Origin of the sequence: Limnohabitans radicicola (genome assembly GCF_014837235.1) — a bacterium.
Classification (GTDB): domain Bacteria; phylum Pseudomonadota; class Gammaproteobacteria; order Burkholderiales; family Burkholderiaceae_C; genus Limnohabitans_A; species Limnohabitans_A radicicola.
The window spans coordinates 490,920-503,855 of record NZ_JACYFT010000001.1; the positions used below are offsets into that span (position 1 = coordinate 490,920).

Consider the following 12,936-nt stretch of genomic DNA (forward strand, 5'->3'; position numbering starts at 1 on the left):
GAAAAGCCCCGACGGGCGGGGCTGATTCGCTGGAACGGAACCTGGCTTAAACGGCCGGGGTCACATTCACAGTGTGCTTGCTCAGCTCGCCTTTGACAGCAAACGACACGTGGCCGTCCACCAGGGCAAACAGAGTGTGGTCCTTGCCGATGCCGACGTTGTTGCCTGCATGGAACTTGGTGCCACGTTGACGAACAATGATCGAGCCAGCGCTGATCAGTTCACCACCGAAAGCCTTGACACCCAGCATCTTTGGCTTGGAATCACGACCGTTGCGCGTAGAGCCGCCGCCTTTTTTCTGTGCCATGACCTATTCTCCTCAGGCAGAGATGGCACCGATTTGCAGTTCGGTGAACTGCTGACGGTGACCCTGACGTTTTTGATAGTGCTTACGACGACGCATCTTGAAGATGCGCACTTTGTCGTGCTTGCCATGCGCCACCACAGTGGCTTTGACAGTCGCGCCGGACACCAGGGGCGTGCCGATCTTCAGGTCTGCGCCGTTGCCGACTGCGAGAACTTGATCGATCACGATTTCCTGGCCAACGTCCGCAGCAATCTGTTCTACTTTAATTTTTTCGCCAGCAGCAACACGATACTGTTTGCCGCCGGTTTTTATGACCGCGTACATAAATGACCTCTTGAATGGAAGTTTCCCAGGGCTCATCCCAAGGAACCTGCGATTGTAGCACGGCATGACCTGAATGGCCAGCGAGGGAGCCACCAAGCTGCTGGGGGCCCTGGGCAGACCTATAATCCGAGCCAATTTAGAGGGTTTTCCCGCCCTCACCCGCACCACAAGTGCTTTCAGCAGGATTTTCAAGTTGTCTGCCCCCGAAAACAGTACCGCCACTGTCCTCGCCCTGGTCGCCCAGGACATGGGCGAAGTCGATCGCGTGATCGCCCAGCGCCTGGATTCGGGTGTGCCCCTCGTCGGCGAAGTGGCCCGCTACATCATCTCGGCAGGAGGCAAACGCCTACGCCCCGTCTTGCTCTTGCTGACCTGCGGCGCCCTGAGCTACACCGGATCGCAGCGTCACAACCTGGCTGCGGTGGTGGAATTCATCCACACCGCCACCTTGCTGCACGACGATGTGGTTGACGAGTCCACCCTGCGCCGTGGCCGCCCGACGGCCAATGAGAGTTTCGGCAACCCTGCCAGCGTGCTGGTGGGCGATTTTTTGTACTCCCGAGCCTTCCAGATGATGGTCGACGCCGACAGCATGCGGGTGATGCAGGTGCTGTCCGACGCCACCAACGTGATCGCCGAAGGCGAAGTGTTGCAGTTGATGAACATGCACGACGCTTCGCTCGACGAAGAAGGCTACCTGCGCGTCATCCGCTCCAAAACCGCCAAACTGTTTGAGGCCAGCGCCCGACTGGGGGCCATTCTGGCTGGCAGCGACGCCGCTGTTGAAGCCGCCTGCGCCGATTACGGGCAGGCATTGGGCACGGCGTTCCAGGTCATCGACGATGTGCTGGACTACGACGGCAACGCGGCCGAAATGGGCAAAAACCTGGGCGACGACCTGCGTGAGGGCAAAGCCACCTTGCCTTTGATTTTGGCCATGCAACGCGGTAACTCGACCCAGAGCCAGACCGTGCGCGAAGCCATTGAAAGCGGCAGCGTGGACAAACTGAGCGAAATCGTGGCGATTGTTCGCGAGACAGGCGCCTTGGACGGCACACGACAAGCCGCCGCCGCAGAAGCCCAGCGCGCCATTGACGCGGCCATGCAATTGCCCGACAACCGGTACCGCACAGCCATGGTGACGCTGGCGTCACAGTTGCTGGAGCGTCGGACTTGAGAACCCCAGCGCCGTTTCATTCAACCACGACTTTGCAGGCATCCCGAATCTTGAGTTCGGCCCGTTTTTCCTCGCAATAACGCATCGCTCGGCGCGCACCCTCTGCGGCCATGCGGATGTGCACCGAGCATTGGAGCGTGGCTTTGTCCGACTCGCCATCACCGTCAAATGCTGCAGCGCAACGGCTCTGATCGCTCATGTCTGGTTTATTGAGGAGCCAGACCCGCTTGAGAAAATCAGGCAACGCTCTCATGTGCACCGTGGGGTAAGGTTCAGTGGCACCTGCGCCCAAGGCCAGCAAACACAAGCTCAAAAGGCAGATTTTCTTGATCATGGGATGACTTTAGAACAATCCCGTTGACAGCAAAAGGCCATCCGGTAGCCAACACCCGAAAACCCTGAGCCAGATCAAAGGATGAGCCGAAACCGAGCATCCTGCCTTGAGAAAAATGGTCGGGGTGAGAGGATTCGAACCTCCGGCCTCTACGTCCCGAACGTGCCTGACTATGGTCTAAGCTGTTGATTTTATTGAAGTTTTACGTTATGTAGTTTAGTTTGTAGTTTATTAAAGGCTGAATGCAAACCAAAGAAAAGACGCTGTCTAAGCTGCAAAAACGTGTCTGTCAGTGTGCCATAAAAGCCTCTACGTTCAGCGTCGATTTTTAGGACGCTGCTACGTCATTGAAGCACAGCAGATGGGCTCTGCTGCCCCCACACAAGCCCTACAGCACGTCGATTGCCGACGCTGTGCTCGCCTCGTTAAAGGGCTCTGCCATCGACAGCTTGTAGGGTGGTTAGATTAAAAGTGGTGGGGGTTAGGTTCTCCACCACCTTCGAAAACTGCAGCAGAAATTTTTTGAGTGCTGCAACCATTTTCACTATGCCTCTCATCCCCACTCACCACTTTTTTGCAGTAGCTATGTTTCTCGCCGAAAAACCCACTTTTTTGGGTGGTTTGAGCGGATTTGATGGCAACGCTTGGGGCTGTGCCGATGCTGTGGGCGCTGTGGGCGCTGTGGGTTGGGCTGAGGGTAAGGGCTGCTGATGTGCTGTGGGTTGGGTAGTCTTTGCCGAAAGCTGTTGAGGGGTGGCTGCACGTGGGGGCTGCTGCTGAACACCCACAGCTGATTTCTGTTGCTGCTGTTGTGGGGGTGCTGCTTTCTTCGGTGGGGGTGGTGGGGGTAAGCGAAGCGAGGGCGCTGCACCCTTAGTCTTTCGTTTGCCACCCTTCAATTTTGCTGCACGTTGCGCCGCTGCTTTGCGTTCTGCTTCATCGCGTGCTTGCTGATTGATAGCAGCCCACACGTTGTCATTGATGAGCTTCCATAGTGCCATCTGCTCTTCTGCACTTGCAATTTCCATCATTCTCATCGCCATCTCCATTTCTTATATTTATCGTCAAAGCCTTTGGGTGGTGATGCATTAACTGACTTTGGTGCTATAGTTGTTGGGGCATTGAGCTGTCTTTAGCCTCTTGTTAATGTCTTCGAAAGAATGAGGAGTTTGATTATGTCTAAGATTTTTCCAAAATGGATTAGTCCTCGCGCATTTTTTCTTGCTGCTTTGATTTCTGTTCTTCCTTCTTTTGGAGCTATAAATTTCAGCGGCTTTTCTGCAGAAGTAATTGTTCAGCTATTGCTGCAAGCATTCTTCGGCGGGTTGTTTTGGGGCTGGATTTTTACGAAATTTCTACCCAAATATTTCGGTAAAAAAGATTGAATTGTATGGAGTTAATGCCTGCCGAACTTAGGGCTGAATGGGCTCCTATTGTTGGTAATTTTATTATCGAGTTTGGAGAATTGGAGTCTGCAATTAGTGAGGTTGTTAGACTGAGTTCAACCCCCAGCCAATTTGAAATTTTATATACTCTTAACTTTGTTAAGAGGTTGGATTTGGCGGAGGCTGCTCTTGTTGAATGGAATAATCATTCCAAAGAGTTAATAAAAGAAGCTTTTAAGAAAATAAGAGATGTAGTGGCGAAAAGAAATATTATTGCTCACAATGGTTTTTCCATTAATATTTATGAGTTAGAGGGAGGTGAGACTCGGTATGAGTTTGGAATGACGCCTTCGTATAAGCAAAGTAGTATTTGGCTTACTAAAGAGCATTTAGAGCGAGATACGGCATTGCTTGTAGAGTTTATTAAATCAATTATTGAGTGGATTCCCAAAGACTGCGTTGCAAATAAGGTTAGGTAGGTTTCAGATTTACGACACTCCTTAAACCATACTGAGCTTCCAACAGCCACTTTGCGCGGTTGATGTCCTCTGCTTGCACTTGTGTTCGAACGAGGACGGTGCTGCCACCGCCCATTCGAACGCGGACGGTAGCAGTAAAGCTCAGCAGCTTCATTTCTTAAAGCCACTACGCAGCTTGTTGCTGACAGCGTCAATCTGTGCATCTAAGCTGCCCTCTTCGACAGCTTGCTTGACGATTTCCAACGTGGGCAGCAGCTCATCGACGGACGACAGCTCAATGGCATTTTTCCCTTTGCTGATTTCGATGACTTTGGCACCGTAGCGGATTGACAGATTGAGCTTGCCGTCCGCTGTTTTCCACCACCACTGTTTCACCTTCTTTGCCGTTTCGATGCTGCGGCGTTCGCCAGTCTCTGCATCTTTTACAGATTTGAATTTGGTAGGTGCATACACACGCCCTTCGGCTTGTGCTCGTGCCAACTGCATCTGCTCGAACAGCTTTGTGCTCAGCTTGTTGCGACGCTGCTGCGTAGGGGTTTGAGCTGTAGCACGCTTAGCTACGACGAATTTGAGGTTTGCGAGTGCAGTCATTCAATGCTCCAAAAAAGTTGTTGTGTATTGAATGTAGTTTCAGAGCTTGGCGATGGACAACCGAAAAAGGCTGCATCGTGTGGCTCTTTTCTCACACCGAAAATTCGTCTCCTTTTATTTGGTTTTGCTAAATAGCTGTATGAAGCCAACAGCAGAACACGTCCGAAATTTCCTCAACGAGCACAGCCAACACATCACGCATTGGGCAGTGGCACACACGCCGTTCCACACCTACAAAGCAACACCGCAGCAGCTCGAAAGGATGAAGCACGAGGCACAGAATCAGTGTCGATTTTTTCGACGCTCGTTCAGCCAATTTCTCTATCAAGCAAAGGCACTCCGCAAACCCGAAATCTACAGCCCACTACTCATCACAACCATCGAAGGCGTAAAAGCATCTCCATTCACACAAGACACCATCCACTTCAATTTCGCAATAGGCAACGTCCCACGCTGCATCAGCACTGACGAGCTACGGCAAGTGTTCGAGCATTGTTGGGTTGATAAGGCAAAGCTCAGCGGCAAGAACTTATGGCTGCAAGCTGCAGACTGCAGCCGCAACACGCATTGGCTCAACTACATCACCAAAGAAGCAGAGATAGGCAACATAGACACGTGGGATTTCCAAAACACGCAAATCCCACACGTCGCACTCGCAGCAGACTGAAGTTAGCTGTGCAGTTCCCACAAGCCCACGCAGATGATGGGTAGTGCTGTCGCTTTGATGTTATTTCTGAGACTTTGCAGAAGATAGATGCATTGACTGATGCTCCCAAATTAAATCAAGCACCGCTTTGTCTGGCTTGCAGATAGATGGCTTGCCTACTGAGGTGAATATGACAGCTCGCAAGTGTTCGCAGTCCTTCCGACTTTGAATTCCTTCATTGAAGAAGCCAGACTTTTGGATGTTTTGTGTCCAATCATATTGTCCTTGTAGTCCGATGAGGAATGTTGCTGATTCACCGTGCTGTAGCTTGTGTGGGAGTTGGGGATTTCTAACAACAGAGTCAGACGTAGAGACGTCTTGTATTGCCCATCGTTTCTTTTTGAAAGGCAAACTCAAGCACCAAGCAACATTCACAATAGTCGCTGGTGTTTCACCTTCATTGACAGCATTGAATGTTAGGTATTCTGGTGCTTTACCTTGCTGTTGATACCAGACTATGACTCTGAGAGAGCAAGAAATCTTTAGCAAAGGAGATGGACGTCGATTGGCAAGGAATAGGCTCACTACAACTGCAGCGAGAGTTCCAACGGCGCTTCCAATTTGGGCGTAATCAACGAGTGTTTGAGGATAGAAGCTTGGCTCAGTCATCATTCGTATGTGTTGTGTGTGGTTATAGACTTTATACATCTACATCCGTAGTGGTGGGTAAAAATCACCATACAGACGAAAAAATACCCTATACCTAAAAAAACTGCAGCACAGAAATTTGAGGACTGCAAACCCAATTCGAGCTGCAAGCACGCAGCATCACGCAGACGCAGCAAAACACGCTACAGCACGCTTTTAGGGGCGCGTGCAGCGTTGGGTAGCGAGTAGGGTGCTAAATAGCTTGTAGGGCTTGTTTTGCTCAGTGGCGCTGCTGCCACACGAAACTACATAAAAGTAGGGTTTTCTGTAGTTCTTGCATAACACGTTGAATTTATTGAGATTTTTGCACGTGCCTTTTTCGGTTGCTCTTTGAAAACAAAGAAAACAAACTGCAGCTCTGTATTTATTTGATTTGGAGCAACAGATGGCAAAAGCAAAAACACTCAGCAGCACAGAGCTTCGTCGTGTGCTCGACTACATCGCAACACGCAAACACGCAGCACGCAATAGGGCGACGCTGCTACTCACACATTGGGGCGGAATGCGAGTAGGGGAAGTGGCAGCACTACGCTACTGCGACGTGCTCAACAGCGACGGCACAGTGAAGGACGAAATCAACTTGAGCGCCGAACAGACGAAGGGCAAGCACAGCAGAACGGTGTTTATCAGCGGCAAGCTACGCAAAGAGGTTGCCGCTTACATTGCTGCTCATCCGATGAAGGACGGAGAGCACGCTCTTTTCTACACGCAGAAGAATCCCAAACGAGGATTCACAGCCAACACGCTCACACAATACTTTCTGCACCTCTACCGCAATGTGGGTATCGACGGCGCAAGTAGCCACAGCGGACGCCGCACGTTTGCCACTGTGCTCAGTTCGAAGGGCGTGGGCATACGTGTGCTGATGCGTGCAATGGGACATCGCAACATCAGCACCACTATCGGCTACGTGGATGCATCGGACGATATGCTGCGGAAGGCTGTTGATTTGGTGTGAGCGTCCCAAAAATCGACGCTCACAACTCACTGTTGGGGAACTGCCCTTTCGCTGTATTGGCAATGATGGCACGTGCTTGCTTGACGTATCGACTCACAGTCATTGTCATAGTGGCGTGCTTTTTACGAGTGTCATAGGCGTTGTCCCACTTGTGCGGCATTGCATTGGGCACGAGTTTGAGACTTTCGCCGATTGCCCATAAAGGCTTGCGCTGCTCTTTGGGTTGGGCATCGTTGGCAGCAACAGCGTCATAGACATCGAGCATCACCTTTAGGCTGTGCTGCGTGAAGTTGCGATGCAGAGGGTAGCGTGCTGTGCTTGAAGCTGTCTGCAGCGACTTTCGCCCACGTTTGCCCTTGTGCTCCGTCTGCAACAAGTCAGCGAACTTCTTCTGCAGATGCCGACGCCCCAAATCCATATTGACAGCGACGAACAAGACGTTGCAGCCCCAACGCTTGTTCATCTCCGCTGCAGCGTCGATTTTTTGGACGCTTAGCTCCAATGGCTCTTCGGCGAACAAATAGTCGCCCTTGTTGTTAGGTGCTCCCCACCAGCTGCGGAAGTCATCACTACGCACGTCGCCGAAGTCCGCATACAGCTCAGCAAGCTCGCCAACACCCCCACGCTCACAGCAAGCAAGGTAGTCAGCGTTCCTTCGCAGATATGCCCACCACCAATAGTAGGGGCTGCGCTGCTGCAGATGTATGGGCGATGGCTTGTGCTTCGTCCCAATCAGCGGATGGATGGCTAAGAACTTTTTGCGCATCGCAAGATGTTATCAGCTAATTCGCTGCGAATACGTTGCTGCCTAAAAAATAGGCAAAGAGGCGCATACTAACACTTGTGCTGAGGGACATAACCAAACAAGTCAAGCAGCACGTTTTATCAACTCTCTTTATTTCAAAAGGAAATCAAAATGGCTAAATTTTCTAAAGCTCAGTCTGCTGCAATGGCAATCGCAACCAACGCAAATGTCAAAGCAGTAATCGAAGAGGCAAACAAGCTGTCAGTGCAGCGTGAAAAGTTCGAAAACGAAGAACTCGCACGCAGCAATAAGGCTCTGTATGCAATTCTCGAAAAGGTATATGGGTTGTTTAATAAAGCAGTCAAAGATGGCTGTATTAAAGAAACGGCGAAGGAAATGCGTTCGATGCTGAAAGAGCGTGGCGTTAAAGTGCAGAGCAATACGCCAGCCCTTACTTGTTTCGTTCGCTTTGTTTTTAACAGCGACAGAAAGCGTGCATACAACTACGCAAGCACGCTGATGGCAGCAGTAGATGCAGACATCAAGCCCGAAAACCTTGCTGCTTTTATTGAAGGCAGCAATGGAGTGGAGGAGTGCAAAAAGGCATACAAGATGAAAGACGAGACAAAGCAGCGAGTTGAGGCTGTAGCTGCAGCAAGCGTCGATGTAATGGACATTCTTAAAACGATGCCCTCTGCAGCCAACATCACTCTGCCAAATGCAAGCGTCGATTTGAGCGACGGTGTGGATTTCGCATTCATCGTTGCTCGTAGTGTCGGCAACGGCAAATTCGAACTTCTGCGTGCTGTGCCTAAATCGACGAAGGCTATGCAAACTGCTGCTGTTAAAGAGCTTGCTAAAAACCTAATCGAAGTCGCAGCCAAAGCACAGACTGAAACTAAGGAGCAGAAAGTAAAAGCGACTACTGAAAAGGCAGTCAAGTCAATTTCTGCTAAGTCTGCTGCAAAGATGACACTGAAAGAGTTGGAAGCAGCGTGAGCAATATGTGGGGTGCTGCAATGCACTCCACCTTTAATTAAATTATTTGGAGGTTATTATGGGCAAGATTGTTGATACTGAAAGCAAATATCGTCCTCGTTCGCTTGACGAGTTTGTTTTCCCTAACAAGCACGTTGAGGAAGTTGCAAAGGCGTATGGTAGTGGTGAAATAACTCGTCCGCTGATTTTGAGTGGAACGAATGGCACTGGTAAAAGTCTCTTGTCAGAGCTAATACCGCAGCAGATTGAGGGATTTGAACCGCAAATCAATCGAGTGCGTTCGTGTGATTTGAATAGCAGCAAAGAAATCTACAGTCAATTTACACGCAACAAGCAATTCGACAAGCTATTCACTCCCTACAACCAACGCTTTAGCTACAACATCATTGAAGAAGTGAATTTCGATACCAAAGCAAGGGACGCTTTTCGAGTAGTGCTCGATGAGTATAGGGGGGTAGATATGACGATTATGACTACGAACGAGATAGGGAAAATTGACATTGGTGTTCGTAGTCGATGTGAGACGCTGCATGTGCCACCGTGCGAACCACAAGTGTTTTTCCCTCGTGCCAAAGCCATTATCGAAGCTGAGGGCTACAGCATAGACGACGACGCCCTAATAGCTGCGTTGGATGCTGTATATGACGCCAAGCCAGATAATCGGCGCTACTATCAGACAATCGACGAGATACTGCGTAAAGCGTAGTCTATAACGTCAATTTAATCGACACTAAAAGCCCGCCTTGTGCGGGTTTTTTACCATTATGTTGGTATTTCCTTGATTTACAAAAAGATGCTCCACCAATTCAGCAAATTCCTCATCATTCAGATAAGACGGAAGAAATTTATACTCCTGCAAATCTTTATTCATAGGCGTTATGTCGATAAGTTCGCCGCTGACCATTCTAACTATAGAGTGTGATACAAATATTACGAAAGGGCTTGCTACGGCATCAACGCAAATCCATCCTCTTATCGGATTTGCATTTTTATTTATATTGCAATACTCATCTACATTGTCGTGACAGTGGTTTTTAGTAGCCGAAAAACTTTCATCATCAACGCACCGCTTAACTATCAATTGAGCCTCTGATATTTTTGATATCAAAAATTTCCCGTAATCCTCAATCTGTCTTTGCGTGCAGCAACCTTTTGCAAGCCCTTCATACCTCAGCATCACTGCCACTTTTGATAGCTATCCGTTATAGTTGGATGCTTTGAAGACAGACTCTTTTTTAACTCTGCAACAAGCTCGTCGCTTGCGTATATCTCATTCATATTCATCTGCTTTTGGAAAAAAGTGACATTATGTTTGGCGTCTGACACGTTTGTCGAGGCTATTACCGCCCAAGCATGCGCATATATTTTATTCGCGGCCACACCCTCTCCCTTCCAATACAGCGACGAGAGTGAGTGTTGAGCCTTTGCACTACCCAAATATGCAGCCTCTCGCATCAGCTTAAAGGCATCCTCCAGCTTTCGCTCTTTTCCGTATGTTCCGTTATAGCTAATATTCGCGAGTTCATAGATTGAATTGGCGTCGCCTTTGTTAGCCTTTGCCTCCAACTCCCTATACGCCAATGCATTATGTCCCAGCATTTTATCGTTTACCGCTTTGGACTTAAGCGCCGTAAATCTCTCTTCTATATATTTCGCCTCTGCTCGTTTGATATCACCCTCTGATTGAGCCAAAGATTTCGCCCAAACACCTTTATCTTTTCTATTTGACTCGATTTCCTCTAATGCAGTAGCATAAAGCAAATTAATCTCTTCATTGGATAGATCATGTACTTTGACGTCGGGCTTACTCGAATCATTTAATGCATCACCTACCTTCGATTCGAATTTGTCGCGCTCCTCGCCAGTAGAGATTGCCGAATACGCATCTTCCATAAGTGGGATTTTATTGGGCTGCAATTTATTAAAGCCAGCATTCCCGTTAGATAAATCCCTCAATCCCGCTTGACTTGACTCTTCAGTTTTTGCCTTACCGAGCATAACGATAATTCCCCATAGCACCGCTGGAAATACTATCAAATTTGCTATTATGAACTGCACTATTTTTTCATATCTTATTTTCAACCCAGCCAGCGGAAAACTAATCAATTCATTAAAAATTCCCGTCAAGCCAATGCCAATGGAAATCATTAAGATGAGGATAAGGGCAGATTGAACTTTTGATTTGTATTTCTGCCTCAACCTCTTCGCAAAATAAAAAGCCGCTCCGAAGCCCAATATGGAGGCTATTAATACGGGTATGAATGCACTCATCAAACTCACCTCCTCAATATTTTTGCCCACATGCGTAGAATCTTTTCCCACTACTGCAGATGCAGACATGCCCTTTGACATAGCTTCGTTATAGGCGACGAATCCGCAGGCATACCCCCCACTGGGAAGTGGTATCGGAGCGTAATATGATTCCACTCCGCACTTCCATGAATCCTTGACAAAGAATATTTCTGGATATTTTTTAATTGCTTTATTCAAGGCTTCGGCTTCAGTTACATTGTCATTAACTTTTGCCGAATCACCATTTGGTAGTGGTAAGTATTTCGCCATTTACAGCCTTTACTTTCTTTGTCTTTTGCTCTGCAACATCTCAATATTCATCTCACCTTCTAAGTGGGACGCATAGAAACGCTCAATCATTTCCGTTGATGTGCGTGCGTTGCGTGCGAGTGTGAGCAAGTCCAAACCCTCGCCATAAAGCAAACGGTACATTATGCAAGTGTGTCGTAGGCTGTAAAGGCTGCGCTCTTCCCCACGTGCCCCTTCTGCAAGCCCACAGTGAGCAAGCAAGACGCTGAACTGACGCTGTAGTTGTGTCAGTGCTGCACCCCTACGCTTTTCAATCTGTTCCTTTGTGTCCGCTGCAGACGTGCGCCCATACGAGGGCAGAAACACGTAGTCCTCTGCTGTCGCTCTATTCTTCCGCTTGTCGTCGCTCCAATGCAGCGCCTTCTGCCGACGGTAGTAATGCACAGCAGCAGCCATCGACACAATAGGCTTGTCGTGCTTCTTGCTTGTGGGCAGCGACATACGCAGATAGGTATGCACGCCCTCAATTACCTCAATGTGCTTGTGCTGCATCCACTTGATGTCCGTTGGGCGTATGAAGCTGTTCGTCATAAAGACGATGAGGTTCCGCAAGTCCTCTGTCATCTCCACACGCCGCAGCAGTTGGCTCGCTGCAATCTTCTGCTGTAGTGCCTTCTGTGCCGCAGCACGTGGCTTGTAGGTGGAGGGCTGTCGTTGGGCTGTGAAGATTTCCTCTTTGCCGTTGGCATCGACGAACTTGCGTATCTCCCACGTTTGCCCACTGAGCTTGCGTGCTGCACTCCACAGCTTGCGGTATTCCTTTGTGTTGAACCAACCGCGCGGTGCATCCACCTTTTTGACTTTGGGGAACTGCGGCACAGCTTCGATGTAGCCCCTGCGCTGTGCATAGCCCAACGTCTTGCGGACAAGCCCCAAATAGTTGCTGATGGTGGGTGCTGTGAGCTTGTCGGCACTGAGCTTGTTGATGAACTTCTCAATGACGAAGTAGTCGATGCTCTTCAAGTCGTAGCTGCGGAAGTAGGGCAGCACTTCCTTCTGCAGCCGATACCTATCGTTCTGCTGCATCATTGCCGACATCTCACCGCGCTGCACCTTTGCGTCTTGCTGTTCGAGCAAAGCCGCAGCGCACATCTCAAAGTCTGCACGACTGTTGAGCACCAGCCCTTGTCGCTGCTTGTAATTGACTTCGTCGTAGAAGTCTTTGGCGAACTCGATTGCACGCCGCTTGTCTGTTTCCTTTGTGCTGCGACGAAGGATTTTTCCGTCAGCGTAGTAGCGCACCCACCAAAAGGGCGACGCTGCAAGCTGATAGACAACGAGCTTCTTTGGATAGTTGGGAACGTGCGTGAGGTTGAGGGCAGAAGTGCGATGCTTCGTCGCACCACCGTCGATTTGCACGACGCTGAGAACTGCCTTCTTTGCTGCTGCACGTGCCATCTATGCAGCCCCCAAAGAAAAAAACACGCTGCAGATACGCTCCGCAACGTGTTTTTTGCAAACCAAAGAACTTATTTTTACGAAATCAAGCATTTGTAGTTTAGCTTAAACTAAACTACAAAACAGAGCAATCGAGTTGCTAAGTTGTTGATTTCATTGAAGAAATTGGTCGGGGTGAGAGGATTCGAACCTCCGGCCTCTACGTCCCGAACGTAGCGCTCTACCAGGCTAAGCTACACCCCGATTGGGCCCGGATTATAGCCACGCACCTGTTGCGCGCTGTC

17 protein-coding genes and 1 tRNA gene are annotated in these 12,936 nt (G+C 49.4%); 7 read left to right on the forward strand and 11 right to left on the reverse strand.

Annotation, left to right across the window (positions count from 1 at the left end):
• Positions 1-46: 46 nt before the first annotated feature.
• Both rpmA and rplU read right to left on the reverse strand, forming a co-directional pair.
• On the reverse strand, positions 47-307 hold the full coding sequence (gene rpmA, locus IC609_RS02455) for a 50S ribosomal protein L27 (RefSeq protein ID WP_191817859.1): 261 nt from the start codon (positions 305-307) through the stop codon (positions 47-49).
• A gap of 12 nt (positions 308-319) precedes the next feature.
• Positions 320-631, reverse strand: a complete 312-nt coding sequence (gene rplU / locus IC609_RS02460; protein ID WP_191817860.1) for a 50S ribosomal protein L21 — start codon at positions 629-631, stop codon at positions 320-322.
• A 247-nt stretch (positions 632-878) separates the two neighbouring features.
• Here rplU and IC609_RS02465 point away from each other — a divergent pair, with 247 nt between their 5' ends.
• Positions 879-1,808, forward strand: coding sequence for a polyprenyl synthetase family protein (locus IC609_RS02465; RefSeq protein ID WP_191818883.1), 930 nt, complete (start codon positions 879-881; stop codon positions 1,806-1,808).
• A 16-nt stretch (positions 1,809-1,824) separates the two neighbouring features.
• Here the strand turns inward: IC609_RS02465 and IC609_RS02470 are convergent, their stop codons facing one another.
• Together IC609_RS02470 and IC609_RS02475 are read right to left on the reverse strand one after the other, a co-directional pair.
• On the reverse strand, positions 1,825-2,142 hold the full coding sequence (locus IC609_RS02470; protein WP_191817861.1) for a hypothetical protein: 318 nt from the start codon (positions 2,140-2,142) through the stop codon (positions 1,825-1,827).
• Positions 2,143-2,705: 563 nt separating this feature from the next.
• Positions 2,706-3,179, reverse strand: coding sequence for a hypothetical protein (locus IC609_RS02475; protein WP_191817862.1), 474 nt, complete (start codon positions 3,177-3,179; stop codon positions 2,706-2,708).
• Positions 3,180-3,317: 138 nt separating this feature from the next.
• Between IC609_RS02475 and IC609_RS02480 the strand changes: the two genes are divergently transcribed.
• Complete coding sequence (locus IC609_RS02480) at positions 3,318-3,527, forward strand: hypothetical protein (protein WP_191817863.1); 210 nt, start codon at positions 3,318-3,320, stop codon at positions 3,525-3,527.
• A 14-nt stretch (positions 3,528-3,541) separates the two neighbouring features.
• A complete protein-coding gene (locus tag IC609_RS02485; protein ID WP_225223963.1) occupies positions 3,542-4,006 on the forward strand; it encodes a hypothetical protein in 465 nt (154 codons plus the stop codon).
• A 150-nt stretch (positions 4,007-4,156) separates the two neighbouring features.
• On the opposite strand, the gene IC609_RS02490 is transcribed toward IC609_RS02485, so the two are convergent.
• Positions 4,157-4,597 carry a DUF6641 family protein gene (locus tag IC609_RS02490; protein ID WP_191817865.1) on the reverse strand — a complete coding sequence of 147 codons (441 nt, stop codon included), beginning with the start codon at positions 4,595-4,597 and terminating at the stop codon, positions 4,157-4,159.
• 46 nt (positions 4,598-4,643) lie between these two features.
• Here IC609_RS02490 and IC609_RS02495 point away from each other — a divergent pair, with 46 nt between their 5' ends.
• Positions 4,644-5,264 (forward strand): hypothetical protein, encoded by a 621-nt coding sequence (locus tag IC609_RS02495; RefSeq protein WP_225223964.1) that lies wholly within the window; start codon positions 4,644-4,646, stop codon positions 5,262-5,264.
• Between the two features lie 60 nt (positions 5,265-5,324).
• On the opposite strand, the gene IC609_RS02500 is transcribed toward IC609_RS02495, so the two are convergent.
• On the reverse strand, positions 5,325-5,915 hold the full coding sequence (locus tag IC609_RS02500; protein ID WP_191817867.1) for a hypothetical protein: 591 nt from the start codon (positions 5,913-5,915) through the stop codon (positions 5,325-5,327).
• Positions 5,916-6,336: 421 nt separating this feature from the next.
• Between IC609_RS02500 and IC609_RS02505 the strand changes: the two genes are divergently transcribed.
• Positions 6,337-6,909: a tyrosine-type recombinase/integrase gene (locus IC609_RS02505; RefSeq protein WP_191817868.1), complete on the forward strand. Its 573-nt coding sequence runs from the start codon at positions 6,337-6,339 to the stop codon at positions 6,907-6,909.
• Between the two features lie 19 nt (positions 6,910-6,928).
• On the opposite strand, the gene IC609_RS02510 is transcribed toward IC609_RS02505, so the two are convergent.
• Positions 6,929-7,675 carry a hypothetical protein gene (locus IC609_RS02510; RefSeq protein WP_191817869.1) on the reverse strand — a complete coding sequence of 249 codons (747 nt, stop codon included), beginning with the start codon at positions 7,673-7,675 and terminating at the stop codon, positions 6,929-6,931.
• A 150-nt stretch (positions 7,676-7,825) separates the two neighbouring features.
• Between IC609_RS02510 and IC609_RS02515 the strand changes: the two genes are divergently transcribed.
• Positions 7,826-8,653 (forward strand): hypothetical protein, encoded by an 828-nt coding sequence (locus tag IC609_RS02515; protein WP_191817870.1) that lies wholly within the window; start codon positions 7,826-7,828, stop codon positions 8,651-8,653.
• Between the two features lie 58 nt (positions 8,654-8,711).
• A complete protein-coding gene (locus IC609_RS02520; protein WP_191817871.1) occupies positions 8,712-9,359 on the forward strand; it encodes a hypothetical protein in 648 nt (215 codons plus the stop codon).
• 24 nt (positions 9,360-9,383) lie between these two features.
• Here the strand turns inward: IC609_RS02520 and IC609_RS02525 are convergent, their stop codons facing one another.
• From IC609_RS02525 to IC609_RS02540, 4 genes are all read right to left on the reverse strand, one after another.
• Positions 9,384-9,839 (reverse strand): hypothetical protein, encoded by a 456-nt coding sequence (locus IC609_RS02525; RefSeq protein WP_191817872.1) that lies wholly within the window; start codon positions 9,837-9,839, stop codon positions 9,384-9,386.
• Positions 9,830-11,215 (reverse strand): tetratricopeptide repeat protein, encoded by a 1,386-nt coding sequence (locus IC609_RS02530; protein ID WP_191817873.1) that lies wholly within the window; start codon positions 11,213-11,215, stop codon positions 9,830-9,832. The genes IC609_RS02525 and IC609_RS02530 overlap by 10 nt, the downstream gene beginning before the upstream one ends.
• Before the next feature lie 9 nt (positions 11,216-11,224).
• The gene (locus IC609_RS02535) at positions 11,225-12,652 is read right to left on the reverse strand and encodes a hypothetical protein (RefSeq protein WP_191817874.1); all 1,428 of its coding nucleotides are present in this window, start codon (positions 12,650-12,652) and stop codon (positions 11,225-11,227) included.
• Positions 12,653-12,818: 166 nt separating this feature from the next.
• A tRNA-Pro gene (locus tag IC609_RS02540) sits at positions 12,819-12,895 on the reverse strand.
• Between the last annotated feature and the right edge of the window lie 41 nt (positions 12,896-12,936).

Coding starts and splice junctions, on each gene's coding strand:
- IC609_RS02500 (WP_191817867.1), bottom strand. CDS start 5,915: ATGATGACTGAGCCAAGCTTCTATCCTCAAACACTCGTTGATTACGCC.
- IC609_RS02465 (WP_191818883.1), top strand. CDS start 879: ATGGGCGAAGTCGATCGCGTGATCGCCCAGCGCCTGGATTCGGGTGTG.
- IC609_RS02485 (WP_225223963.1), top strand. CDS start 3,542: ATGCCTGCCGAACTTAGGGCTGAATGGGCTCCTATTGTTGGTAATTTT.
- IC609_RS02475 (WP_191817862.1), bottom strand. CDS start 3,179: ATGAGAATGATGGAAATTGCAAGTGCAGAAGAGCAGATGGCACTATGG.
- IC609_RS02520 (WP_191817871.1), top strand. CDS start 8,712: ATGGGCAAGATTGTTGATACTGAAAGCAAATATCGTCCTCGTTCGCTT.
- IC609_RS02515 (WP_191817870.1), top strand. CDS start 7,826: ATGGCTAAATTTTCTAAAGCTCAGTCTGCTGCAATGGCAATCGCAACC.
- rpmA (WP_191817859.1), bottom strand. CDS start 307: ATGGCACAGAAAAAAGGCGGCGGCTCTACGCGCAACGGTCGTGATTCC.
- IC609_RS02480 (WP_191817863.1), top strand. CDS start 3,318: ATGTCTAAGATTTTTCCAAAATGGATTAGTCCTCGCGCATTTTTTCTT.
- IC609_RS02505 (WP_191817868.1), top strand. CDS start 6,337: ATGGCAAAAGCAAAAACACTCAGCAGCACAGAGCTTCGTCGTGTGCTC.
- IC609_RS02535 (WP_191817874.1), bottom strand. CDS start 12,652: ATGGCACGTGCAGCAGCAAAGAAGGCAGTTCTCAGCGTCGTGCAAATC.
- IC609_RS02470 (WP_191817861.1), bottom strand. CDS start 2,142: ATGATCAAGAAAATCTGCCTTTTGAGCTTGTGTTTGCTGGCCTTGGGC.
- IC609_RS02510 (WP_191817869.1), bottom strand. CDS start 7,675: ATGCGCAAAAAGTTCTTAGCCATCCATCCGCTGATTGGGACGAAGCAC.
- rplU (WP_191817860.1), bottom strand. CDS start 631: ATGTACGCGGTCATAAAAACCGGCGGCAAACAGTATCGTGTTGCTGCT.
- IC609_RS02490 (WP_191817865.1), bottom strand. CDS start 4,597: ATGACTGCACTCGCAAACCTCAAATTCGTCGTAGCTAAGCGTGCTACA.
- IC609_RS02530 (WP_191817873.1), bottom strand. CDS start 11,215: ATGGCGAAATACTTACCACTACCAAATGGTGATTCGGCAAAAGTTAAT.